General features: G+C 43.2%; 23 protein-coding genes and 4 pseudogenes. 25 read left to right on the forward strand and 2 right to left on the reverse strand.

The genetic code is table 11. The annotated features are described in order from the left end of the window. Positions 1 to 933: 933 nt before the first annotated feature. Positions 934 to 1,389, reverse strand: coding sequence for a DUF4064 domain-containing protein (locus JCM19039_RS20170; RefSeq protein ID WP_193744313.1), 456 nt, complete (start codon positions 1,387 to 1,389; stop codon positions 934 to 936). Between the two features lie 200 nt (positions 1,390 to 1,589). Between JCM19039_RS20170 and JCM19039_RS20175 the strand changes: the two genes are divergently transcribed. The 11 genes from JCM19039_RS20175 (at position 1,590) to JCM19039_RS20210 (ending at position 10,953) form a co-directional block, all read left to right on the forward strand. Then, the gene (locus tag JCM19039_RS20175) at positions 1,590 to 2,012 is read left to right on the forward strand and encodes an organic hydroperoxide resistance protein (RefSeq protein ID WP_042399128.1); all 423 of its coding nucleotides are present in this window, start codon (positions 1,590 to 1,592) and stop codon (positions 2,010 to 2,012) included. A gap of 48 nt (positions 2,013 to 2,060) precedes the next feature. Further along, a complete protein-coding gene (locus JCM19039_RS26805) occupies positions 2,061 to 2,189 on the forward strand; it encodes a hypothetical protein (RefSeq protein WP_255343741.1) in 129 nt (42 codons plus the stop codon). 277 nt (positions 2,190 to 2,466) lie between these two features. After that, on the forward strand, positions 2,467 to 2,637 hold the full coding sequence (locus JCM19039_RS24665) for a hypothetical protein (protein WP_193744314.1): 171 nt from the start codon (positions 2,467 to 2,469) through the stop codon (positions 2,635 to 2,637). Positions 2,638 to 2,720: 83 nt separating this feature from the next. Next, positions 2,721 to 3,986 carry an SNF2 helicase associated domain-containing protein gene (locus JCM19039_RS23470; RefSeq protein WP_081834660.1) on the forward strand — a complete coding sequence of 422 codons (1,266 nt, stop codon included), beginning with the start codon at positions 2,721 to 2,723 and terminating at the stop codon, positions 3,984 to 3,986. Then, positions 3,869 to 5,917, forward strand: a complete 2,049-nt coding sequence (locus JCM19039_RS26810) for a DEAD/DEAH box helicase (RefSeq protein WP_042430730.1) — start codon at positions 3,869 to 3,871, stop codon at positions 5,915 to 5,917. The genes JCM19039_RS23470 and JCM19039_RS26810 overlap by 118 nt, the downstream gene beginning before the upstream one ends. A 26-nt stretch (positions 5,918 to 5,943) precedes the next feature. Next, on the forward strand, positions 5,944 to 6,384 hold the full coding sequence (locus JCM19039_RS20185; protein WP_042430731.1) for a hypothetical protein: 441 nt from the start codon (positions 5,944 to 5,946) through the stop codon (positions 6,382 to 6,384). Next, entirely contained in the window at positions 6,375 to 6,875 is a 501-nt protein-coding gene (locus JCM19039_RS20190) for a hypothetical protein (protein WP_152550300.1), read from the forward strand. The genes JCM19039_RS20185 and JCM19039_RS20190 overlap by 10 nt, the downstream gene beginning before the upstream one ends. Before the next feature lie 195 nt (positions 6,876 to 7,070). Then, positions 7,071 to 8,024 (forward strand): ABC transporter permease, encoded by a 954-nt coding sequence (locus JCM19039_RS20195; RefSeq protein ID WP_042430752.1) that lies wholly within the window; start codon positions 7,071 to 7,073, stop codon positions 8,022 to 8,024. Next, the gene (locus JCM19039_RS20200) at positions 8,014 to 8,970 is read left to right on the forward strand and encodes an iron chelate uptake ABC transporter family permease subunit (protein WP_042430733.1); all 957 of its coding nucleotides are present in this window, start codon (positions 8,014 to 8,016) and stop codon (positions 8,968 to 8,970) included. Before JCM19039_RS20195 ends, JCM19039_RS20200 begins: the two co-directional genes overlap by 11 nt. Then, entirely contained in the window at positions 8,970 to 9,782 is an 813-nt protein-coding gene (locus JCM19039_RS20205) for an ABC transporter ATP-binding protein (protein WP_081834661.1), read from the forward strand. Before JCM19039_RS20200 ends, JCM19039_RS20205 begins: the two co-directional genes overlap by 1 nt. Before the next feature lie 154 nt (positions 9,783 to 9,936). Next, positions 9,937 to 10,953, forward strand: a complete 1,017-nt coding sequence (locus JCM19039_RS20210; RefSeq protein ID WP_042430736.1) for a siderophore ABC transporter substrate-binding protein — start codon at positions 9,937 to 9,939, stop codon at positions 10,951 to 10,953. A gap of 41 nt (positions 10,954 to 10,994) precedes the next feature. Here JCM19039_RS20210 and JCM19039_RS20215 read toward each other — a convergent pair whose 3' ends face one another. Beyond that, a complete protein-coding gene (locus JCM19039_RS20215; protein ID WP_042430739.1) occupies positions 10,995 to 11,864 on the reverse strand; it encodes an SDR family oxidoreductase in 870 nt (289 codons plus the stop codon). A gap of 107 nt (positions 11,865 to 11,971) precedes the next feature. Between JCM19039_RS20215 and JCM19039_RS28270 the strand changes: the two are divergent. The 14 genes and pseudogenes from JCM19039_RS28270 (at position 11,972) to JCM19039_RS26940 (ending at position 23,223) form a co-directional block, all read left to right on the forward strand. Next, positions 11,972 to 13,854, forward strand: a pseudogene (locus tag JCM19039_RS28270) (ABC-F family ATP-binding cassette domain-containing protein). Between the two features lie 22 nt (positions 13,855 to 13,876). Beyond that, positions 13,877 to 14,317, forward strand: a complete 441-nt coding sequence (locus JCM19039_RS20225) for a peptidylprolyl isomerase (RefSeq protein ID WP_042430742.1) — start codon at positions 13,877 to 13,879, stop codon at positions 14,315 to 14,317. A gap of 119 nt (positions 14,318 to 14,436) precedes the next feature. Continuing rightward, a pseudogene (locus JCM19039_RS20230) lies at positions 14,437 to 14,972 on the forward strand (HD domain-containing protein). Positions 14,973 to 15,085: 113 nt separating this feature from the next. After that, a complete protein-coding gene (locus JCM19039_RS20235) occupies positions 15,086 to 16,321 on the forward strand; it encodes a M20/M25/M40 family metallo-hydrolase (RefSeq protein ID WP_042430744.1) in 1,236 nt (411 codons plus the stop codon). A gap of 16 nt (positions 16,322 to 16,337) precedes the next feature. Next, on the forward strand, positions 16,338 to 16,505 hold the full coding sequence (locus JCM19039_RS24670) for a hypothetical protein (RefSeq protein ID WP_193744315.1): 168 nt from the start codon (positions 16,338 to 16,340) through the stop codon (positions 16,503 to 16,505). A gap of 26 nt (positions 16,506 to 16,531) precedes the next feature. Continuing rightward, positions 16,532 to 17,008 carry a phosphatase PAP2 family protein gene (locus JCM19039_RS20240; RefSeq protein ID WP_042430745.1) on the forward strand — a complete coding sequence of 159 codons (477 nt, stop codon included), beginning with the start codon at positions 16,532 to 16,534 and terminating at the stop codon, positions 17,006 to 17,008. Positions 17,009 to 17,332: 324 nt separating this feature from the next. Further along, positions 17,333 to 18,465 (forward strand): annotated as a pseudogene (gene pgsB, locus JCM19039_RS20245) (poly-gamma-glutamate synthase PgsB). A 14-nt stretch (positions 18,466 to 18,479) separates the two neighbouring features. Beyond that, positions 18,480 to 18,928: pseudogene (gene pgsC / locus JCM19039_RS20250) on the forward strand (poly-gamma-glutamate biosynthesis protein PgsC). A 152-nt stretch (positions 18,929 to 19,080) separates the two neighbouring features. Next, positions 19,081 to 20,103: a CapA family protein gene (locus JCM19039_RS20255; protein ID WP_081834662.1), complete on the forward strand. Its 1,023-nt coding sequence runs from the start codon at positions 19,081 to 19,083 to the stop codon at positions 20,101 to 20,103. 54 nt (positions 20,104 to 20,157) lie between these two features. Continuing rightward, entirely contained in the window at positions 20,158 to 20,823 is a 666-nt protein-coding gene (locus JCM19039_RS26815; RefSeq protein WP_052398998.1) for a gamma-glutamyltransferase, read from the forward strand. Then, complete coding sequence (locus JCM19039_RS26820; protein ID WP_052398999.1) at positions 20,820 to 21,821, forward strand: gamma-glutamyltransferase; 1,002 nt, start codon at positions 20,820 to 20,822, stop codon at positions 21,819 to 21,821. The genes JCM19039_RS26815 and JCM19039_RS26820 overlap by 4 nt, the downstream gene beginning before the upstream one ends. A gap of 38 nt (positions 21,822 to 21,859) precedes the next feature. Then, positions 21,860 to 22,003 (forward strand): hypothetical protein, encoded by a 144-nt coding sequence (locus JCM19039_RS24675; RefSeq protein WP_193744316.1) that lies wholly within the window; start codon positions 21,860 to 21,862, stop codon positions 22,001 to 22,003. A 152-nt stretch (positions 22,004 to 22,155) separates the two neighbouring features. Beyond that, positions 22,156 to 22,875: a cytochrome c biogenesis CcdA family protein gene (locus JCM19039_RS20265; RefSeq protein ID WP_042430747.1), complete on the forward strand. Its 720-nt coding sequence runs from the start codon at positions 22,156 to 22,158 to the stop codon at positions 22,873 to 22,875. A 117-nt stretch (positions 22,876 to 22,992) separates the two neighbouring features. Beyond that, complete coding sequence (locus tag JCM19039_RS26940; RefSeq protein ID WP_052399000.1) at positions 22,993 to 23,223, forward strand: hypothetical protein; 231 nt, start codon at positions 22,993 to 22,995, stop codon at positions 23,221 to 23,223. Positions 23,224 to 23,835 lie beyond the last annotated feature (612 nt).

Consider the following 23,835-nt stretch of genomic DNA (forward strand, 5'->3'; position numbering starts at 1 on the left):
GATTGGAAGCAGAATGAGGCAAAACGGTCACTTATGAGTGAATCTTATTCCAATCGATGATCTTTGGAACGAGTTCTTCCGCTCCGCGATCAAAACACTGCAATTCAGAAAAAAACCTATCAATTTTTTAAATTCCTTGTTAACCGAAACGAAAGGGTCCATTCTATGTGGGGTTTCGGGCAAAATAGCGCATTGCGAATGTACATGATCCCATCATATAACCGTTTAAAGTAAATAATATTTAAACAAGCAAACATACTCGTATACGTCTTCAAAGTTTTCTTTGCAACGTACTCCCCATCACTCGTTCTGGGCACTGAGTAAAGTGTTGGGCAGAAATCTTACCATAGCAATTTTCTATGGTAAGATTTCTCTTCTTTTCCGCACCCAGTTGTTGCAAATCCTACCATAGAAACAGAAAATCTTACCATGGAACACACAATGGTAAGATTTTAGCTAAATCGGCTTGCTAATTGGCAAAAATCTTACCATAGCCAGTAGCCACTGCCAGGGTTTCCTTCATTAAAGCGCGAATTCACTAAATAAGCGTATCAATTTCTACACCTCTCCTACACGCGAGCGATCCTGTCCGACCTATTTCGGGCTTTAAATTCAACATTTCATCGCCTCTTCGTAAGACCGAGGAGGCTCGCTGCCTAGAAGACACGGTGACGATTTTTGGCCACCGATGTCGCCCTTGTACTCTGGAGTGCTTAGAAAACACGGTGGCTGTTTTTTAGCCACCGATGTTGCACTTGTAGTCTGGAGTGCAAGCATCCTACTGCAGTGAAAATCAATAAACCACAATGATCTTAATGTCCGGAAAAGCTGGAACCCATCGAAGATATGAAACTCATTCATAGAAAAAGGGGCTGTGCCCAAGGTCTATTTTAACACCTTTTGGGACAGCCCCCTTTCCTTACTCATGCTCTTTTAATAATCTGTTGATGTTTCTTCGGCAGGTTCGACTTTTGGCTTACGAGCCAAGCACATAATACCTGCAATAATGAAGAGCACAGATTGAATGATGGAGCCGCCTAGTGTGAGAATGACCATAAGGGCACCGGATACAATAAGAAGAATACCTGCGGTTTTGGCATTTCCATTAATTTTAATAAGACCGATAATGGCAAGAATCATACCAATAACCATAACGACAACAGCAAACCAGCCAATCGCAGAAAACATGGAGAACACGCTTAATACCATATCAATGTCCTCGCTGTTTAATGCCGGATCGTTTGCAAGATCAGCTTCGAGCTCTGCTTGCATCTGGTCCGATCCAAAAAGCGCGCTCATACCTACGGTTCCCAGTGCGGTAAGAACAATAATAAGAAAGTTCACTGCAACCCCAATCCAACCTAGTACCTTTTCTCCTGTTCTTTTCATCATTAATCACCTTTCCTTCATTGAGCATCGTACAATCTTCATACCCGAATTAGCAGTAATGCAATCCTTTACGGTTACATTCCTTTTATTATACTACTATATGAGTCTATTCATGAACAACTCAATGAATTTGTAATATGAGGTTTAAAAATAAGCGAAAACGTAAACATAATAGATAGAACTGATTGGAGGAGATGAACATGGCAGATAAAGTATTTACAACGAGTGCGACTGCTTCAGGTGGTCGCGAAGGACAAGTTAAATCTGACAATGGTGTCATTAATGTAGGACTCACGATGCCTAGCGGAGATGATATACCGAGTGATGCGTCAAATCCTGAGCAGTTATTTGCGTCCGGTTATGCAGCATGCTTCGACGGTGCGCTAAACTTAATGGCAAAGAAGAGCAAAGAAGAAATTGATTCAGAAACAAGAGCAGAAGTCAGCTTGCTGAAAGACCCAAGTGACAATGGCTTTCAACTTGGCGTCAAACTTCATGTGACGGTTAAGGGTGTTGACCAATCAACAGCTGAACAACTGGTAGAAAAAGCGCATGAGTTTTGTCCTTATTCCAAAGCGACTCGTGGAAATGTAGATGTTTCTTTAGAAGTGGCTGCCAAGTAGCTCTATCATACGAAAGTGCCTGTCCACCAGTGGCGAGGCACTTTTTTTATGAACGTAAATGACCTGGCAGATGCGCATTGGCAACATTTACTCGTGCAATCCTACTTTAGTGCAGATGACTTGATATTCTCTTTCGGTTATTATAAGTTTAGAAGTAAACAATTCGTCACATACTGAAGAAGTAAAAATCCCAAAGCGTAGTGAATGAGTGTTCAACACTTGAGTGTTCATGAGGCTCTGTGAGGAGGGGTTTTCGATTAGAACTGCTAAAATAGCAAAAGAGTCGGTGTGGTTATTAGAATCGTTACGACTAAACACAGTTCGAAAGCCAAATATCGAATGCAACATTTGTGGGAAGAATATAAAGCATCGTTATCTTAAGTTAGGAACGAGAAGAGGCTGTTATTACTGTCTATTAAAGTTTTTAAACCACACGAAGTTTGATAATTACCGCTTGCGTGTTGTAAACAAGCCTGCAGACCCTGGAGTGGATACTGTGCAGCTCATGGCAGACTTGCGATTCATTATCCAAAAACGATCGATTGCAGGGCTTGTTAGAGACGAAAGAAATAAAGAAAATGACGATGATTTATATGAAATTGTCGAATCATTTAAATCAGAGTAAACATCGTTGAGTACACAGGCTTGGGTTTCTTACCTAAGCGTGTGTTTTTTCTTCGTGTTTTTGGATAGGAAGCGAGGTAACTCATGGCTCACTCAGCAATTGAAGAGTTTATTCGTACGCATGCATTGCCTGCGACGATTAAACGAGGGAAGAAGTATGTGGCAGAAGGCAGAGTAAGGAAGATTCAAGAAGGAAAAGACGAGCGCTATACAGCGGTCGTTCTAGGTCAAGATATTTATGACGTGTCATTTACTGTTGGAGACGAGAGTATGTTAGCGGACTACGACTGTACATGTCCAGCATTTAATAGTTACGGGGGCGTCTGTAAACATATTGTAGCTGTGCTTTATCAATGGGGGAATCAAACCAGTTCTACACCTGCTGAACCTACTGCAAGAAAAAAGACAAATGCAGATCCTTTGAAAGTTGAGCGTTTTATTGATAGCTTTGCTGATTTGTACGATATGCAACGTGACATTCATTCAGAGCGGGAACCGTTGCGCATCGAATACCACATCCACTTTCACCCAGTCAATCTATTTACGAGTGGTGGGTATGCTGAGCTAGAGCTTAAAGCAGGGGTAGATCGTGCGTACGTCGTCAAACACATTTTCAGCTGGTTGCAAGCGGTTCACCGTCGAGAAAGTTATCCTTTTACAAAGTCATTCACTTACCGACCGATGGAGCACGTATTTACGGAAACTGATGCGTGGATTATGGAGCAGTTAATCCAGTTAATGCAGTACAAAGAAGAGTCATTCATCTACGCTCAAAAGGCGGTTCGAAGGATTCACCTACCTGGATCTGTTCTTATTAAGCTATTGGAAGAGCTCGACCAGAACGCTATATTTATATACATCGATGAAAAACTTGTTCCATTTCAGGGGATCGAGAACGAACGTGCATCACTGCCGTTACAGTTTGATTTGGACCCCTCCGAGGACGGGGCGGAGTTTTTGTTGGAATGGAAAAACCTCGAGAACATTCACTATTTAGGATCTGAATATGAGGCGTTTATGGAAGAGGGGGTCGTTTATTTCTTAGACGAAACTGAGCGACACATCTTTGAGAGAATGTATAAACGCATGAAGCGCGAACAAGGCAAATTGATCGTACCTGTAGCGATGCTTGAACGGTTCCTTTCATATATTCTTCCACAGCTAGAAAAGATCGCTAATGTTGACGTAACGAATATCGCCGATCGTTTGGTTAAAGTGGCGCTTACGCGACATTGTTCGTCGAAGGGGACGGTGAACAATTACAAGCTCGTTTACAGTTCCGGTATGGAGACCGTGAGATCGATCCGTATCAGCTTGAAGAAGATACGAAAGAAGGCGACATTGTTTTAAGAGATATCCAGAAAGAACAAGAAATTATGAGCGTCATTGAGAACATCCCATTCACATATAATGAAAATGGACTCACGCTATCAGGAGAAGAGTCCATCGCCCATTTCTTATTAAATGATGTCCAGCAGCTCCAACAAGATACAGAGATGCAATTTACCGAAGGTGTCAAAGATCTTGTGTATGATCCAGATGATGATCCGACCATCTCAATTGAATTCAATAGTCGCATGAATTGGCTAGATATTGATTTCCAATTCGCCGATGTTTCTTCATCAGAAGCAGAAGAATTATTGCAGGCAATGAGGTTAAATCGGTCGTTTACAAAGCTGTCTAGTGGAAAATATGTTGACTTATCTTCTGAGCAAATGGATGATGTGCGCCATGCGATTGGAATCGTAGGGGAAAATGGTCCAATACAAACAAACATGAATGTTCCTTTGTATAAAGCGTTTCAGCTTAACAATCAACCACATACACGGTTTGATGAGCGAGTGAAACGTCTCATTGATGATGTATCAGAGCCAGGTCACCATCAAATAGCACCACCCGAGCCGGTCAATCAAATGATGAGAGACTATCAGCGTACAGGTTTTCAATGGCTGTCATCACTTTCTGTCTATGGATTTGGAGGCATACTTGCGGACGATATGGGGCTCGGGAAAACGATTCAAGCGATTGCTTACTTGTCCGATTACACTCGAAAGAATGAAGGGGCACGGTCGTTAGTTATTGCACCAGCATCATTGCTTTACAATTGGAAAAAGGAGATTGAACGGTTTGCGCCGAATTTACATGTAGAGATCGTTCATGGCAAAAGAGACGATCGTGAAAACATTCTCAGAGAACATGCAGATGTGTATATAACATCCTATCCATCGGTTCAACGCGATGAGTCACTTTATCAGCACACCGTTTATGATAACCTCATCCTTGATGAAGCGCAGTTTCTAAAGAATGAACAAGCGAAAACAACGAAAGTCGTGCGTTCCCTCCGCAAGAAGCATGCATTTGCGTTGAGTGGTACACCGATTGAAAACCGTAAAGAAGAGCTCTTTTCAATTTTCTCGATTGTGATGCCTGATCTCTTTCTTTCAAAAAAAGGATTTATGGAATTGTCCAACACTCGCATTGCTCATCGGATCCGACCGTTTATTTTGCGAAGGTTAAAGACGCAAGTGTTAAAAGAACTGCCTGAGAAACAAGAGTCTGTTCAATACACGGAATTGAACGATATTCAAAAGCAGCTCTATGTTGCCCAAGTCGAACAAATTCGTGCAAAGCTACAATCGGCTGTTCAGCGTGACGCCTTTACTCAAGAGCGGTTTGAAATTCTAGCAGGGCTAACGAGGTTACGACAAATCTGTTGTCATCCAGACTTAGTGATGAATGAATCTGGGCATACATCGAATAAAATGGAATTTCTCATGTCATACGTTGAAAATGGCCTGTCGTCGGGGAAGAAAATGGTGATCTTCTCTCAATTCACGTCAATGCTCGCCATTATTGCTTCTCGATTGCAACAGAATGAATGGGGTTACCATTATTTAGATGGAAAGACGCCAGTAAAGGATCGACTTGCGATTGCAGACGCATTTAATGAAGGTGACAAATCCATCTTTCTCATTTCTCTCAAGGCCGGTGGCACAGGGTTAAACTTGACTGGCGGGGATACGGTCATTTTGTATGACTTGTGGTGGAATCCAGCTGTTGAACAACAGGCAGCGGACCGCGTTCATCGATTCGGACAAGAAAAGAATGTTGACGTCGTTCGTATTGTGACGACAGGAACGATTGAGGAGAAAATTGCAGCACTTCAAGACCAGAAAAAAACACTTGTGAATGACATTATTCAACCCGGTGAGACGATGTTGCATTCACTGACCGTAAAAGATCTGGACGAATTGTTAGATACGAATGACCTAAAGCCTTAATATTCGTATCTGTGGGGGGGAGTGGGATGCAGAGTAAAGGTTCAAGTGGCAGGTGTATATTACTTTTCATTCTCGGTACAACACTGATCTCTGGATGTCTTGATGCTGAAGAAGTTGATGTCGACGTCTACCCTGAAGAAGTAGAAGACGATGTAGAGCAAACAAATGAGAGTGAGCAAGGTCCTGATGCGTTAGACGAAGAAAGTTTCATTCAACGGGTGGTGGAAGCGTTAGCTGATGCAGATGAGGATTATCTTAATACGAACATTCAATCATCGATGATCGAAACGAATGAAGAGATGATAGACCGTTTATATCAAGTATTTGCAAGTGCTGATGTGTCTAGCATAAATGTGTATGAACAACAAGGTGATCTTGAAGATAACCAAGTGGAATATGAAGTGGTAATCCGAGCGCGCTTCACCGACCTGCATATGAAGAATTGTATGGGGAAGACGTGCAATTGACGTTGGACCTTCAATTGTATCGTGAACAAAATGACTGGCAAGTATCACACTTGTTTATGCATACCCCAGTACCGACAGACCATTCAACTGATGATGAGGTAAAGCTTATCACTCCTGAACAATTTGCTCAGCAATACTATAGTGAAGTCATCAACGAGAACTGGGAAGCGATTCCTTCATATGTTGCGAATGAGTGGCAGCAACAAGAAGCGCTTACCGACCAAGAGCTAGCAGAACGATATGCGATTCGTGTTCCTCGGGTCAAGGATGCACAAGTCCTAATGGGGGACGTTTTTCATGAACAGATCCAACAAGCGATACCGAATTTGACTGCCATGAACGTCGATGAAACATCGTATATCGTTCGAGCCGAGTATAAATTAGAAGGAGAAGACCGATTTCACGCTGAAGATCTATTGCTTGTCCAACAGGGTGAACGCTTTCGTATTGTTGAGGTTCATCAATATGATGCTTTTGAATCATTGAATTAAAGTGGTTTACCGACAAGGTGAACCACTTTTTCGTGCGTAATTGAATCTTTTTCTCAATTAGGCATTGAAACATTCGGGTGAGATGATATAATCAAAAGTGCCCTCGTTGATAATGAATCTCATTTGCATTATTGCTTGGACTTTGAAAGAGGAGGGTTGACCAAAGTGCTATAGTCATTTGGATAGAATATTATGATGCAACTTAAATACTTAATACCCACACTTATATTACTGTCAATCATATCCCTCTTCGTTGGGGTTCAAGATTTATCAATTTGGAATATGCACCGTTTTACTGATGAACAGTGGGAGACTCTGTTTATTAGTCGCTTTCCTCGACTGCTCGCCATTATTATTGTTGGGGTCAGTTTGAGTGTATGTGGACTTATTATGCAACAGCTGACACAAAACAAATTTGTGTCACCAACGACAGCAGGAACGCTTGACTGGGCGAGGCTTGGGATTCTTGTTGCCATCATCGTGTTTGCTGGTGCAAGTACGATGGAGAGACTTCTCGTCGCCTTTTTGTTTGCGCTAGGTGGAACGTTCTTGTTTATGAAGATTTTGGAGAGAATTCGCTATAAGAATGTCATTTTCGTACCTCTCGTTGGTTTGATGCTTGGAAGTGTTGTTAGCGCAGTTACAACATTTTTTGCGTATCAATATGATCTCATTCAAAGTTTAAATGCGTGGATGCAAGGAAGCTTTTCCCTCGTATTAAGAGGAAACTATGAGATTCTTTACATTGGGATTCCTCTCGTTATCATTGCATTTATTTTTGCAAATCGATTTACGGTAGCAGGTATGGGAAGAGATTTTTCTTCGAATTTAGGATTAAATTACAAACAAATTATGAACATCGGTTTGTTTATTGTTGCGATAATTACAGCTGCTGTTGTTGTCACGATCGGTTCTATACCGTTTTTAGGTTTAATCATACCGAACATTGTAAGCATTATGCGCGGGGATAACTTACGGAACAGCTTGCCACATACGGCACTGTTCGGGGCGATCTTTTTACTTGTATGTGACATTCTTGGCCGTGTGCTCATCTATCCATATGAGATTCCTATTGGCCTTATGGTAGGTGTGATTGGGAGCGCACTCTTCCTATTTTTACTGCTAAGGAGAAAGTCGTATGCAACGTAGAACAAAATGGATCTTTATTATACTCAGCGTCCTGTCACTTGTGCTTACGGTTACATTCTTATTTATCGGACTCACTCCGGAAGGGTGGGACTATGCACTGCCAAGGCGAGGCAGAAGTGTCGCAGCCATCATTATCGTAGGTGCGGCAATTGCATTCTCCACACTCATCTTCCAAACAATCACGAACAATCGAATCCTTACACCGAGTATTATTGGTCTGGATTCTTTATATATGCTCGTTCAAACATCACTCGTATTTTTCTTTGGAACGTTAGGCCTTGTATCAATGACTCAAGGGACCAACTTCATGATCTCGATTGCTCTGATGGTTGGTTTTGCGTTGCTTCTCTATACGATGCTCTTTAAAGGTGAACAGCAAAATATATACTTTCTATTGCTCGTCGGCATTATCTTTGGAACGCTCTTTTCAAGCTTGTCGACGTTCATGCAAGTGTTGATTGATCCAAATGAGTTCCAGTCGATACAAAACCGAATGTTTGCTAGCTTTAGCAACATTAACGTAGATTTATTATGGCTCGCTTGTATCATTCTTTTACTTACAATGATCTATGCGTTTCCATATTTGAAATACTTGGATACACTGTCTCTTGGACGTGATCATGCTGTAAACCTCGGAATTCCTTATGATAAGGTTGTACGAAGATACTTGATCATTATTGCGATTATGGTGAGTGTGTCCACAGCGCTCGTCGGACCGATTCTGTTTCTAGGATTGCTCGTTGTAAACGTGGCAAGAGAGATGCTTTCAACATTTCGACACTCACAACTGGCCATCGCCTCTGTTCTTGTTAGTATTGTGGCACTCGTTGGAGGAACATTAGTTGTAGAAAGAGTGTTTGCTTTTTCTGCCCCGCTTAGTGTAATCATCAATTTCGTAGGCGGCGCATACTTTATTTATCTTTTATTGAGGGGGACGAAAAACTAATGGCTATGAAAATGCTAGAAGTTGAGAAACCAACCGTTCATACTGAAGTTGCTGCACTAGAGGTAAAGAATGTCTCAAAGGCTTTCGACGGAAAAAAAGTCGTTGAAGACGTTTCTGTCGCAGTCAATAAAGGAACATTAACCTCGTTTATTGGTCCAAACGGCGCCGGAAAGAGTACGCTCATCTCAATGATGAGTCGCCTTCTAGACCACGATACAGGTGAAGTGTTTGTTGAAGGGAAAGAAATTGGCAAATACAAAAGTGATGAACTAGCGAAAAAGGTTTCCATTCTCAAGCAATCCAACAACATTAATATTCGTCTCACCATCCGTGAATTGGTAAGCTTTGGTCGTTTTCCATATTCTAAAAACCGCCTGACGAAGGATGATTGGGCGTTTGTTGAGAATGCGCTTGACTATATGAACCTTCGTGACATTCAAGACAAATATTTAGACCAACTGAGTGGTGGACAACGCCAGCGTGCGTATATTGCGATGGTTCTCGCTCAAGATACGGACTATATTATTTTGGATGAGCCACTGAATAATCTAGACATGAAACACTCCGTGCAGATTATGAAAACGCTGCGCCAGCTGTGTGATGAGCTTGGTAAAACGATTATTATCGTCGTACACGATATTAACTTCGCTTCTTGCTATTCTGATGATATTGTCGCGATGAAGGACGGGATTGTCGTTGAAAAAGGCCATTGCCATGACATTATCAATCCGACATCTTTAAAGAACATTTATGATATGGATATCAATATTGAAGAAGTGAATTGCAATAAGATTTGTGTGTACTTCACGTAAGCATTTATAAACTTAGGGAGGTGGGGCTTGGGGCTTACGTTATGCACATAGAAAAGAGAGAAACAAAGGTAATCAGCCGTTACCGAAAGTGCGAAATCCATTGCAAGGGTTACGATAAAGGGGAAATATCGTAAAGAATGAAGGAGAATGAATAATGAAGAAGTTTTATGTACCGTTTCTATCTGTATCAATGATAATGGCGCTTGCTGCATGTGGAGGCGCTGAGGAAGAAGAAAACGGCGCTGATGCAACAGGCGACGATACAGCAGGCACAGATGAAGTGGAAGACACAGAGGATGACGACGCAGCAGATGGAGATTCTGCAGATGAGGTTGTTATTGACCATGAGCTCGGCGAGGCTACGGTTCCAGTTGACCCAGAAACAGTTGTTTCTTTTGACAACGGAATCACAGACTCGATTCGTGCAATTGATGGCAACATCTCAGGCATTCCACAAGCAAATAACGTACCCGGATACTTATCAGACCTCGAAGGAACAGCTGAAGATGTAGGTAGTTTATTTGAGCCTAACTTCGAACTGATCAACGAGATGCAACCAGACGTCATTTTCATTTCAGGTCGTGCGTCAGATGCGTATGATGAGCTAAGTGAAATTGCCCCGACGGTATTCTTAGCAGTAGACAACGAGAACTACATGGAGTCATTTGAGTCCAATATGCATGTTCTTGGTGAAATTTTTGCTGCCGAAGATGAAGTAGAAGCACAACTTGAAGCGATTAATAACGACATTGCAGACATTCAAGAACGTGCAGAAGCAAGCGATGAAGATGCTTTAATTCTTTCTGCTGATGAAGGTGCTGCAAGTGCGTACGGTGAAGGTTCTCGTTTTGGATTTATCCATGACGTGTTAGGCATTGAAGCGGCTGATCCAAACATTAGCGCTGAAACGCATGGCGATAATGTCTCTTTTGAATATATTGCAGATGTAGACCCAGGTTACATCTTTATTCTTGACCGCGGGGCAACAGTGGGAAGCGACGCAGAAGCAAGTGCAACGGAGGTCATTGATAATGAACTTGTTGCGCGCACGGCGGCTTACCAAAATGACAACATCGTGCCACTAGACGGAGATTTCTGGTACTTAAGCGGTGGCGGACTTGAGTCTGTTCAAGGTATGGTTGATAACATTAATGAGCATTTTGAACAATAATAAAAAATCAGTGTCCCATTCGGCACTGCTTTTTTTATGGTTTATGAAGACATGTAATCACCACCATTAATATGAATGGTTTGGCCGGTCATGTAGGAGGCACCCTCTGAGGCTAAAAATACATATGCGGATGAAAGTTCACTCGGTTGTCCAGCTCGTCCCATCGGCGTGTTTGCGCCAAACTGTGCGACTTTATCCTGGTCAAATGAAGAAGGGATTAGAGGTGTCCAAATCGGTCCAGGAGCAACGATATTTACTCGAATCTCTTGGGAAACAAGAGATTTGGCCATGCTTCTAGCAAAAGCTGTGATCGCCCCTTTCGTACTCGTATAATCGATTAATGTCTCGTTGCCGATATGAGCGTTAATCGATGATGTAAAAATAATCGTGTCCCCCGGCTTTAGATGTGGCAATGATGCTCGCGTCATATAAACGTGAGAATAGAAATTCGTGCGAAACGTGAGCTCTAGTTGTTCGTCGCTAATATCTAAGAGACTGTTTTTTGGATATTGAACAGCACAATTGTTGACGAGTATGTTCAACTCACCAAAATGGGCAATGGTGTCTTGAATTGCCTGGTTACAGGCGGTTGAGTCTGTTAGATCAGCATCTATAGTTAGGCAACTTCCGCCACTTTCTTCAACGAGTTGTTTCGTCTTAGTCGCATCTGCATGTTCGTCCAAATACACAATCGCAACATTCGCACCTTCATTAGCGTAAGCAATCGCAACGGCGCGACCAATGCCGCTATCCCCACCTGTAATCAGTGCGGTCTTGCCTAGTAAATTCCGTTTGGGCTTTAATGAGGTGTCGGGTTGGGTTGGCAACGGGTCCATCTTGGCTTCACTACCTGGCTGCCTGCTTTGCGTTTGAGGCGGAAATCCGCCAGCTGGGTATCGTTTATTGTCCATGTTACGTAAGTACCTCCATCATAAAAAGTTTCTCATAGTATAAGCAGACTGATGGAATTATTTTTTGTGTTACGTATGGTAAGATAGGGGAGTGAAAGGGGCCGTTTATGAGTGTACTTATTGCACATTCCTTAAGAAAGACATATGGAGAGAAAATCCTATTAAACGATGTATCATTTAGTATAGAGTCAAAACAACGAATCGGATTAATTGGAGCAAATGGAACAGGGAAGACGTCGCTTTTAAATATTCTTTATGGGAGTGATTCTCCTGAGCATGGTGAGGTGAATCATGCGAACAAATTCACGGTTCAATATGTAACGCAAGAACCTGAACTCGATGAAAGTAAAACGGTTTTAGATACGGTGCTTGATGGACCGTCGACGGTGATGCGAACGTTGCGTGACTACAACAAAGCGCTCGTAAACTATGAGTTACAGCAAGGGGCTGACGCTTCAGAACAAGCGTTGTTTAAAGCGCAAGCGAATATGGACGCCCATGATGGCTGGGCTGCAGATACGAAAGCGAAAACGGTGTTATCAAAGCTCGGGATTAAACAACCGTCTGCGCTTGTTGGCACACTTTCTGGTGGACAGAAAAAGAGGGTGGCGCTTGCAAGGGCTCTTATTGAATCTGCAGACTTACTCATCTTGGACGAGCCGACAAACCATCTAGACGCAGAAGCATCGCTTGGATGGAATTATTTCTTCTTCAATACGAAGGTGCAATCGTAGTTGTAACCCATGATCGCTATTTTTTGAACCGAGTAACGCAAACCATTTTTGAACTAGATCAAGGAAATTTATATCAATATGATGGAAATTACGAATTGTATTTGGAAGAAAAAGCGAATCGTGAACAACAGGCCATCAAATCAGAAGATCGTAGACAAAACATTTTGCGTCGAGAGCTTGCTTGGCTCCATCGGGGAGCGAAGGCTCGGTCGACAAAGCAAAAGGCGAGAAAAGACAGAATACATGACATGAAATCGCAAACCGGTCCAAAAGAAGAAGAGCAACTTTCTTTTTCGACGGCTAGCACTCGTTTAGGTAAGAAGGTGATTGAAGCCGTTCATCTCTCTAAACAAACACCGGCGGGGACGTGGCTGTTTAAAGATGTGAATGAGCTCATTACCCGGGGGGAACGCATCGGTATTGTTGGAGCAAATGGAAGTGGCAAAACGACATTCCTCAATGTTTTAGCGAAACGCATGCAACCAGATGAAGGGGAAGTCATCCAAGGTGAAACCGTGAAGATTGGCTATTTCACACAAGGTGAAATGGAAATTGATGATAGTCAACGAATGCTCGAGTACATTCAAGAAGGTGCATCGGTCATTACGACGAAATCAGGTGTGCAAATCACCGCTGAACAGATGCTCGAACGTTTCATGTTCCTCGCTCGATGCATCGCACACTGATTCACCGTCTATCTGGTGGTGAGCGTCGTAGGGTATATTTGTTAAGGGTATTAATGGAGGAGCCGAATGTTCTGTTTTTTGACGAACCGACGAACAATCTTGATATTCCAACATTACGTATTCTAGAAGAATATTTGCTAGATTTTCCAGGGTCAGTCGTCACGGTATCCCACGACCGCTACTTTTTGGATCGGGTCACCGAACGACTACTTGTGTTTCGGGAGGATCGCAACATCGATCGATTCATGGGGGATTACGAAGACTATGTGAAACAGGTCGCTGAACGAGCGAAAGAATCCAAACACACCGAGAAAGAGAAAACAAAACCTGTACAACCGAAACAACGAAAAAAATTATCATACAAAGACCAACAAGATTGGAACACGATTGAAAGCCGCATTGACAGCTTAGAGCAAAAAAAAGGCAGAATTAGAAGAGGACATGAGTCGCTCAGGTAGTGACGCGTTATTGTTGCAAGATCTGCAACAGCAAATTCACGAGCTGGACAATCAGATCGAAGCATTGATGGAGCGGTGGTCTGAACTTGCTGAACTCATGGACGAACAGTAAACCAAATTAACGGAGGAATACGATGGCTAAAAAAGGATACATCCAAATGGAAAATGGCAACAAAATTGAAATGGAGTTTTATCCAGACGCAGCGCCGAATACCGTTGCAAACTTTGAAAAGCTAGCGAATAGCGATTTCTACAATGATGTGACGTTCCACCGTGTTATTCCTGGGTTCGTTGCTCAAGGCGGAGACCCTACAGGTACTGGAGCTGGCGGCAGTGGCACTACGATCAAATGTGAGACGGAAGAAAATCCTCACAAACATGTTCCAGGGTCGTTATCAATGGCGCATGCTGGTAAAGATACGGGGTCTTCTCAATTCTTCCTCGTTCACGAAGCACAACCCCATCTAGATGGCGTGCATACCGTATTCGGACAAGTAACGAGTGGAATGGACGAAGTGCTTGCAATTAAGCCAGGGGACAAAATGAAAGAAGTACGTGTCACAGACGAAGCATAATAAGAAATATAAAAAAGGGATGGGCGAAACAATGTCCATCCCTTTTTTATATGAAAAATTCCTTGAAATACCCTAGTCATTTATGATACGTTTAAATGAAAAAATAGGAGAGGATCACCATGAATCACGTCACACTTTATGATATTTATTCCCATCCAATTGCGAAGAAGTTTATCAAGCGCTCAGGCTAGATCATGCAATTTCAACGGCTGAATCTGCATATTATTTTGCCTGCAAGAGCCATGTGCCCCCAGAGCTAGCGGTGAAGGCAGCTTTTCTTCACGACATCGGACATTACACATGGTACGGTGAAGATGGTGAGTGGAACTTCCATTCCTACAAAGAAAATGATATCCACGCAATAAAGGGTGCGGAACGTGCGCACAAATTATTAATTCGTCTCGGAGAAGACCGAAAATCGGCAAAAGAAATTGCACTAGCCATTCTACTGCACACGGATTCTTATTTGCCTTCAGGAGATTTGCAATTAACCCCGTTACAAATGGTCGTCAGTCAAGCAGATGAAGCGAATGAAGAACCAGATGGGTTGCACCATTACCGAATGATCGATGAAAAAGAAGCGTTGCAAAGAATTAGAGATCTGGATGAACTCGTCCAACAAACATCAAAAGCATATGAAAAGCAATCGAGTTAGGCCCAAAAAGGAATGTTCAATCCTTTTCGGGCCTATTTTTATTCAGTGGTAAATCGTTAACAATCAGCGTGTACTCACGTATAATAGGACTAAACGGCAAAGGGGTTTTTTTCATGGCTCAATATGAACAAGTGTATCATGCTCTAATGAATAACAATGATGTGAAACAGATGCTGTCATCCATCGATGCGGATGATAAAAATACATTGGACGAACAAATAACGATTGCACAAATCCCTGCGCCCCCTTTTTCAGAAGACGAGCGAGCAGACTACATAAAAAAATGTCTAGAAGAGTTAGGTCTTCTTGAAGTAAAAAAAGATGAAGAGGGTAACGTGTATGGGCGAAGAAAAGGGACCGGCAATGGACCAACGTTGTTCGTTTCAGCACATATTGATAGTGTCTTTTCAAAAGATACAGATACAACAGTGTCAGAAAAAGACGGCATTTACTATGGGCCGGGCATTACCGATGATGCAAGAGGCCTAGCAGCGTTACTTACGCTTGTTCGCGCATTTCAACAAAGCGCCATTGAGACGACTGGAGACATAATATTTGGAGGTACAGTTGGGGAAGAAGGTCCTGGGGATCTTCGCGGGGTGAAAGCTTTTTTTAAAGATAATAGGGACATTGATGGTTTTATTTCAATTGATGCTGTTTCTCCAACTGAAATCATTTATAATGGCACAGGCAGTTTTCGCTACATCGTTACGTATAAGGGACCAGGTGGTCATAGCTTTGGGGCATTTGGTACACCGAGTGCCGTTCATGCAGCTGCACGGGCGACTGTGAAGCTGGCTGACCTTGAACCATCCACCGACCCTAAAACGACATTTAATGTAGGGGTGTTTGAAGGAGGCACCATCCCGACAGCTATAGCTGAAGAAGCGAAGTTAGCGATCGATCTTAGATCCAACGGGGAGCCTGAACTTGATTCAATAGAACAAACGATGTTTCGTTTTCTTCAAGAAGCAGCAGATGAAGAAAATCGTAAATGGGCATTTTCTTCTGATGAGGGTGTAGGCTATACAATTGAACAAATTGGCAATCGGCCGGTAGGTAGTCAGTCATCGTCAACCGAAATTGTAGAAACCGCTTGGTATGCAACTGAGGCACTAGCACTTGCACCAAGTCTTGCCGCTCCGGCAAGTACGGATTCCAATTACCCAATGAGCATCGGGGTGCCATCAATAACACTAGGGGCAGGTGGACAGGCTGGTGGTGCACATACACTTTTGGAATGGTATCGACCAGAGAAAGGCTACCTCGGTCCGCAACGTGTACTTCTAACGATTCTTGGCCTTGTAGGAACAGCGGGAAGCTCCCCAACACTTAGAAAAAGAACATAAATTAAAGAGGGATTCGATGGGAAAACGTATGATTGGCGTGCTATTGCTCGCCATAAGCACGATTGGTTTCACATTTTTAATGTTACCTGTAGGACAGTGGCTAGATGAAACAATTTTACGTGCCTCCAGCCAATTCATTCCGGGGCTCGGGGCGAAGGGGTATACCGATTTTTTGAGGTGGTGACCCATTACGGAGATTCGCTATTCTTTATGATCTCTTTCGTTGTTCTCTTCATTTACTTAATGAGCAAAAGAGAATGGGTGTTCATGCTTTTTAGCACCATCTACCTTTTTGGAGGCGTTGCCTTAAACACCGTTATAAAACAGATCATTCAAAGGGAACGGCCAGGTGGCTTAGAGCGGACAATCGACTTTATTGGGGAGCCGTTAAACTTATTGTCATATAGTTTTCCGAGTGGTCATTCCTTCCGAGCGGTCATGATTTCCATTTTATTGATCTATCTTATCAAAGAAGTAATGAAGTGGGGGAAACTTGCACAAATTACCACAGGGGCAGTCCTCATTATTCTTGCTCTATTAACGGTAGTAAGCCGTGTCATTCTTGGTGTTCATTTTCCGACGGATGTCATTATGGCAACGATCTATTCCATCGTCTGGTTCGTCATCTTATTACTCATTATGAACATGGCACTCTCCGTTTGGAACAAACGAGAAAAACGAGTGTAACGCAAAATAACAAATAACGACAAACCAGTTAGGCTGCCTAGGTTCAAGATAACGAAAACAATACATGTAACGTGCATAAAGCAACGAATATAGTAAAAACTACAAGCAGAAACTGTAACATTTTACAATATATGAAAAAATAGTTGTGGAATGTAGTAGTTTGAACGTAAATTGTAACAGCATTGAAACGGAACAGACTAGATTATCAAGTATAATTAACGTATACTCATCAAGGAAATCGTTTGGAACAGCGTGAAGAAAGTAGGACTTAGTGTGATTACCCTATTTGCAGGATTGGTATTACTGGGATTGCTCGGACTGGGCATGTACGAAAAAAAACAACATCAAGTTGAAGTCGACAAAATTCCACTACGGATTAATGTTAATGGCAGTCGAGGGAAGTCAACGGTCACCCGGCTCATTTCTGGTGTGTTAATGGAAGATGGTAGGAAAACCGTCGGTAAGATTACAGGTACAGCAGCAAGAATGTTTTATTGGGACACCGATGAAGAGCGGCCCATTAAACGGCGCCCAGAAGGTGCGAACATTCGCGAACAGAAAATTGCTATGAAAGAGGCGGCTGACCGAGGTGCAGAAGTATTTGTGAGCGAGTGTATGGCTGTTGCTCCCGATTACCAAAGAGTATTTCAAGAAAGTTGGATGCAAGCGAACATTACCGTCATTGTGAATGTCGTAGAAGACCACATGGAAGTGATGGGGCCAACGCTTAACCATATGGTGGATGCTTATAAGGAGACCATCCTTACGATGGGAAATTAATTGTCTCACCTTCACCTTATGTTGAGGAGCTAAAAGCAGAAGCCAAACGGAGAAATACTCGTGTTTACGTTGCTGATCCTGACGCCGTACCGAACTCCTACCTTAAAAAGTTTGAGTATATGCTTTTTCATGAAAACGTAGCGCTGGCATTAGCCGTTGCCCGTGCATTGAACATTGATGAGAATACGGCTGGCCGAGGGATGTTGAAAGCGAAAGCTGCTCCCGGTGTCACACGTGTCTTTCCTCTATTTGAGAAGAATGGTGAAGAATCCTTTTTCGTCAACGGTTTCTCAGCTAATGAGCCAGCGTCAACAATGAAGATTTGGGAAAATGTCATTACGCTAGGCTACCCATCAAAAGAACCGATCATCATCATGAATTGTCGCTCTGATCGACCTGAGCGCACCGAACAATTTGCTGAACAGATGTTGCCAAACATAAAGATCGATAAGCTGGTGCTCATCGGCGAAGGGGTTGCACCTGTTCAAAAAGCGTATGATGAAGGACTTCTTCAAGTTAATGAACTAAAAGACTTGGAAGGTGAAGATGCGGATCAAGTAATGAGATATCTCGAACAAGTTGCACATGGACAAGTGGTGTTCGGAATCGGAAACTACCATGGAGCCGTTCCGCTCATTGAACAACTAGAGTCCAATAAAAAACCGGTATATGCGTAAGGAGTGGGCGTCGTTTGTTTGGTACTGAATTATACATTGCGCTAGTCATTGGCGTCGTGTTAAGTCTGATTTACACAGAGCGTACGGGAATTATGCCAGCGGGACTCATTGTTCCCGGTTATTTGGCACTCGTATTTGATCAATTGTTGTTTCTCGTTATGATTTTCTTCTTGAGTTTCATCACATACTTAATCGTCACGCAAGTCGTAGGTAGGCTAACGATTCTCTATGGTAGACGTAAGTTTGCAGCGATGATGACCGTTGGGATTCTTGTGAAAATGATCTTTGACTACTTTTACCCCATCTTCCCCTTTGAAACTGTTGAGTTTCGAGGTCTCGGGTGATTGTTCCTGGTCTGATTGCAAATGCTTTTCAGCGACAAGGCGTTTTGCCTACGACACTGAGTACAATTGTGATAAGCGGGATTACATTCCTCATTGTTTCGTTTTTATATTTCCTATAAAGCGAGACATGATGAATTCATATAGGCGAGGGATATGATGGAAGATAAACAGTTTACTTTCAAAGAGAAGATGTTAGCCTACACAAAAAAACATAAGGAAAAAGCGTTGCCCCATAGCATCATCGGGGTTCTTTTTAACGTTTGTCATTCTTATGGCTGCCAACTGGTGGCCACTGCCAGAGCAAGAGTCTCTTGCAGAAAGTACAAACGAAGAAGAACCACGCTTAACGGCTTCATTTGTCGGCGATATTATGATGGGCCGTTACGTGGAAGATGTCATTGATTACCGAGGCTCAGACTTTTTGTTTCATTACGCAATGCCGTATTTTGACGAGGCGGATTATGTGACAGGGAATTTTGAACACCCGGTACTTATTGACGGGGAAGAATACGAGCAAGCAGATAAGGAAATTCCTTTACATGCACCGGAATCGTCAATCAATATTATGGAGAACGCCGGGTTTTCCGTCGTAAACTTGGCAAATAACCATATTTTAGATTATGGACAAAAAGGTTTACAAGATACCATTGATCAATTCGCACAATCGAATGTGGATACGGTCGGTCACGTTCAACAGCCGTTTATTGACTACACGCAAATTGACGAGCAATTAACCATTGCTACAGTCGGCTTTAATGATGTGTGGGCAAGTGCCGATCGCTCGGGTGTTCTAGAGTCAGATCCATCGGAGTCACTTGAATACATTAAGGCGGCTGATGGAGAAGCCGACCTTGTCATTGTTCATGTTCATATAGGCGTTGAGTACACGAGTACGCCAACACAGAGGCAAGAAGACTTGATGAAAGCGTATGTTGATGCTGGAGCTGATATCGTCATTGGCCATCATCCTCACGTTTTGCAGTCTGTTGAGCACTATAACGATGGCATTATTTTTTATTCATTAGGGAACTTTATATTTGATCAAGGGTGGACCCGAACGAGGGACACTGCTCTTGCTCAATATCATTTATATGAGGATGGCCGTGCAGAAATTGAGTTGGTGCCTTTTCGTATTCATGAGTCACAACCTAGACCGCTTAATGGAGCGGGAGAGTCGTACTTCAGGCAAAGAATCTTCCAGCAACTGACAAAAGATACGACTGATGACAGTGTGTATGAGATCAAAGATGGGCGCTTAATATTCGAAGTCAACCATAGCCATGTGGTAGACTAGCGGAAGTGAAAAAACTGTCAAAAAATCGTATTCAGATGTCAGGGAGGGTTAGATTTGTCGAAAAGAATGACGATTCTTATGTCAATTGCTGCCGTTGCGTTGTTAGCTGTGGCTGTAATGTTCTCAGGAAATGACGATTCAAGCCCTGAAAATTCATCGGAAAATGTGGATGAACCATCAGGGAATTCAAATGGGTCACAAGATGAAGAAGACGTACAAGTGGATCTTGGAGACTCTGGAGTGAGCGCCTCACACCCATACGCAGAAGAAGTTGGAGAAGCGATTCTTGCGGATGGAGGAAATGCAGTCGATGCCGCAATTGCGGTCGCATTCACGCTCGGTGTCGTTGAACCTTATGGTTCCGGCATTGGTGGTGGTGGCGCGATGCTCATTCTCGATGATTTGAATGAATCGCCAATGGTCTATGATTACCGTGAGATGTCACCAGCACAAGGTCAAGAAAATTTAGCTGGTGTTCCTGGTTTTGTTAAAGGAATGCAGACCGTTCACGAAAACTACGCAACGATGTCTCTCGATGAGCTTCTTCAGCCGGCAATAAATTATGCAGAGAATGGGTTTGTCGTTGATGATATGCTGGAAGATCGTCTGTACCAGGCAAGTGCCAGAATTGATCAACAATCTGCAGACCCGTTCTATCCTGGAGGCATTCGGATAAAAGAAGGCATGGACTCGTTCAAGAGGATCTCGCACAAACGATGAGACGGCTTTTGGAAAATGGGTTTGATGATTTTTATACCGGGGAATTAGCTAATGAACTTGCTGGAGATCGAAACAGCATAACCGTACAAGATCTTCAAGCTTATGAGGTTCTAGAAAGTCAAGCAGTTTCAGGTGAATTTAATGGATATACCGTCTATTCATCACCGCCACCGATGTCTGGTGTCACGTTAATTCAGCAATTACAAATGGCAGAAACAGCTGGGCTGACGGAGATGGAACCTGGATCTGCATTATTTGGCCACACATTTATTGAAAGTGTTCGTGAAACGTATCGAGATCGATCGCGTAATATCGGAGACCCAACGACAAACCCTGACATCAATACCGATCAATTAACAAGTCAAGCCTACAGCGCTGGGTTACTTGAGGAAGTCGATCTAGATGAGATAAATGGGGATTCAGAAGGAATAGAAGCATCAACCGATGACCAAGGCAACACGACACATTTTTCAATTGCCGATTCTGATGGTATGGTCGTCTCTGCAACAAATACGCTAAGCAACTTTTTCGGTGAAGGTGTGATGGTTGAACAAGGGTATTTTCTAAATAACCATATGAACAACTTTGCACAAACAGAAAACTCACCGAATGTGTATGCCGGTCACAAACGTTCACGCAGTTTCATTACACCTACGCTGCTTGTGGACCCTGCAAACCAAGAAGTCATCGGGATGGGTAGCCCAGGGGGAAATCGTATACCACAAATCATGAGTCAGGTTCTTATTTACTCGGCACACCTGGACAGTTTAGAAGAAGCGATGAACATGCCTAGAATCACACATGGGACACATCCTGAGACTGGGGAACGTCAGGTTGTCGTTGAGTCAAGTTGGCCAGAAGAGAGCATGGAAGAATTAGCAGCCATGGGCCATGATGTGGATACCTTTTATACGGCCGTTTACTTTGGTGGTTTGCAAGTGCTCGTTGCCGATTTTGAAGAAGGTCAAGTGCAACGAATTACTGATCCACGGCGTTAGATGTTTAATACAGCAATGGGAGAAAGGAATAACAAGCAATGAAATTTATTAAAGCTCTTTTACCGGTAGGAATTGTCGCAATTCTTGTGTTCGGCCTTTACGGTATGCAGTATGAAGATACGCTTTCTGGACAGGAAAGGGAAGCGATCGAATTTCATACAAACCAAGATTCTCATGAATAAATGATCCGGCCCGTACTAGCCAACATCTCACCAGCTAGTGCGGGTATCTTTATGCAACGAGTGATAAATTTGTTACAATCTAAGATTTACAAGGTTAAAAGTCCAAGTCGTGATATACAATAATAGTAACAGCTTGGACTGGAGGTTAGATAATGGATGAAGTAACTTTAGGTGCAGCCTTTTTGGCTGGTATGGTCACGTTTTTTTCTCCATGTGTCTTCCCGTTGGTACCTGCATATCTTGCCCAATTGACAGGGACAGATGTGAAGGGTGGAGCAGTAAATGCCAACCGAGGACTCATTATATCTAGAAGTGTTGGATTTATTACGGGTTTTACGATTATCTTTTTGCTTCTGGGATTATCAGCGAGTGCCATTGGTACATGGTTTGCTTTATATGGGACGTTGATTGAAAGAATTGGCGGGATTATCATTATTTTATTTGGTTTACAAATGTCGGGACTCATTTCCTTGCAATCCTTGATTACAGAACGCCGCATCTTTAAACGCGGTCCGAAAAAAGTCTCGAGTTTTTCTGGTTCAGTCGGCTTTGGGCTCGTATTCGCAGCAGGTTGGACACCTTGTATAGGATTGATTCTAGGTTCGATTTTGTATATGGCAAGTCAAGAAGAAACGATGTTTAGCGGAGTTGGGTTACTACTCGTCTATTCCATCGGTTTAGGCGTCCCGTTTTTACTCGTTTCATTGATATTCTCTCAATCGTTGAATAAACTTAGCGGGTTGAATCGATACTTACCGATGATCCAAAAAACGAGTGGAGTTATTATGATCTTACTCGGACTTGCATTATTTACAGGTCTATTTTCGACAGTATCTGCATACTTCGGATCTTTTGTCCCTGATTGGCTATAAAGGAATTTGAAAAAGGGTGCTCAAATTGAGTACCCTTTTTTTACTAAATTGATTGTGTAGCAAACGTACTTTTATCAACATAGGATACTATATTTCAATTGTTGAGGTGGTACATGAATGCATTTTCCATGGCACTTATGGAATAACAGACGAAATGACAGAAGGAATCAATATGACATTGAGGTGAACAATCAATTAATCAATGGTCCGGGAGTTGTTGGAGAGACCTCATCATTTCCAACAGGCATAACAAATGGTGGAGGCGGTAATGGCGCCACAGGCCCAACGGGCCCAACAGGCTCAGTCGGTCCTACAGGACCAGCAGGCCCAACGGTCCAACAGGAGTGACCGGTGTCGGGTTAGAAGGAGTCGTCGTTTATAACCCGGAAGCACGCCCAACATATGTCGTTGGTGAGTTAGTTTCTTTCAATGGAAGCATTTACCGCGTTGAGGTAGCAAGTCCAACAGGAACTCCAGGCACATCTCCTGAATATCAATTATTATTATCAGGTGTGACCGGGGCGACCGGAGCAACAGGAGCGACGGGGGTAACTGGAACCGGAGCAACAGGATCTACGGGCGTCACCGGGTCGACCGGGAGTAACTGGGGCAACGGGAATAACGGGAACCGGAGCGACCGGAGCAACGGGCCTAACTGGAGCCACAGGTGTCACTGGAGCGACGGGCGTAACTGGGGCAACGGGAGTAACCGGAGCAACAGGCGTTACCGGAGCGGCGGGCGTAACTGGGGCAACGGGAATAACGGGAACCGGAGCGACCGGGGCCACGGGAGTAACCGGAGCAACAGGCCTAACTGGGGCAACAGGCCTAACTGGAGCAACGGGCGTAACTGGGGCAACAGGTATCACAGGAGTGACTGGTCTAACCGGAGCGACAGGCCTCACCGGGGTAACGGGCGTTACTGGGGCAACAGGTCTCACTGGAGCGACGGGCCTAACT

It is taken from the genome of Geomicrobium sp. JCM 19039 (genome assembly GCF_000698145.1).
GTDB lineage: Bacteria > Bacillota > Bacilli > Bacillales > Marinococcaceae > Geomicrobium_A.

Excerpts from the sequence above, each read along its gene's own strand:
- JCM19039_RS20170 (WP_193744313.1), bottom strand. The coding sequence starts at position 1,389 with ATGAAAAGAACAGGAGAAAAGGTACTAGGTTGGATTGGGGTTGCAGTG.
- JCM19039_RS20175 (WP_042399128.1), top strand. The coding sequence starts at position 1,590 with ATGGCAGATAAAGTATTTACAACGAGTGCGACTGCTTCAGGTGGTCGC.
- JCM19039_RS26805 (WP_255343741.1), top strand. The coding sequence starts at position 2,061 with ATGAACGTAAATGACCTGGCAGATGCGCATTGGCAACATTTACTCGTG.
- JCM19039_RS23470 (WP_081834660.1), top strand. The coding sequence starts at position 2,721 with ATGGCTCACTCAGCAATTGAAGAGTTTATTCGTACGCATGCATTGCCT.
- JCM19039_RS20185 (WP_042430731.1), top strand. The coding sequence starts at position 5,944 with ATGCAGAGTAAAGGTTCAAGTGGCAGGTGTATATTACTTTTCATTCTC.
- JCM19039_RS20195 (WP_042430752.1), top strand. The coding sequence starts at position 7,071 with ATGCAACTTAAATACTTAATACCCACACTTATATTACTGTCAATCATA.
- JCM19039_RS20200 (WP_042430733.1), top strand. The coding sequence starts at position 8,014 with ATGCAACGTAGAACAAAATGGATCTTTATTATACTCAGCGTCCTGTCA.
- JCM19039_RS20205 (WP_081834661.1), top strand. The coding sequence starts at position 8,970 with ATGGCTATGAAAATGCTAGAAGTTGAGAAACCAACCGTTCATACTGAA.
- JCM19039_RS20210 (WP_042430736.1), top strand. The coding sequence starts at position 9,937 with ATGAAGAAGTTTTATGTACCGTTTCTATCTGTATCAATGATAATGGCG.
- JCM19039_RS20215 (WP_042430739.1), bottom strand. The coding sequence starts at position 11,864 with ATGGACAATAAACGATACCCAGCTGGCGGATTTCCGCCTCAAACGCAA.
- JCM19039_RS20225 (WP_042430742.1), top strand. The coding sequence starts at position 13,877 with ATGGCTAAAAAAGGATACATCCAAATGGAAAATGGCAACAAAATTGAA.
- JCM19039_RS20235 (WP_042430744.1), top strand. The coding sequence starts at position 15,086 with ATGGCTCAATATGAACAAGTGTATCATGCTCTAATGAATAACAATGAT.
- JCM19039_RS24670 (WP_193744315.1), top strand. The coding sequence starts at position 16,338 with ATGGGAAAACGTATGATTGGCGTGCTATTGCTCGCCATAAGCACGATT.
- JCM19039_RS20240 (WP_042430745.1), top strand. The coding sequence starts at position 16,532 with ATGATCTCTTTCGTTGTTCTCTTCATTTACTTAATGAGCAAAAGAGAA.
- JCM19039_RS20255 (WP_081834662.1), top strand. The coding sequence starts at position 19,081 with ATGGCTGCCAACTGGTGGCCACTGCCAGAGCAAGAGTCTCTTGCAGAA.
- JCM19039_RS26820 (WP_052398999.1), top strand. The coding sequence starts at position 20,820 with ATGAGACGGCTTTTGGAAAATGGGTTTGATGATTTTTATACCGGGGAA.
- JCM19039_RS24675 (WP_193744316.1), top strand. The coding sequence starts at position 21,860 with ATGAAATTTATTAAAGCTCTTTTACCGGTAGGAATTGTCGCAATTCTT.
- JCM19039_RS20265 (WP_042430747.1), top strand. The coding sequence starts at position 22,156 with ATGGATGAAGTAACTTTAGGTGCAGCCTTTTTGGCTGGTATGGTCACG.
- JCM19039_RS26940 (WP_052399000.1), top strand. The coding sequence starts at position 22,993 with ATGCATTTTCCATGGCACTTATGGAATAACAGACGAAATGACAGAAGG.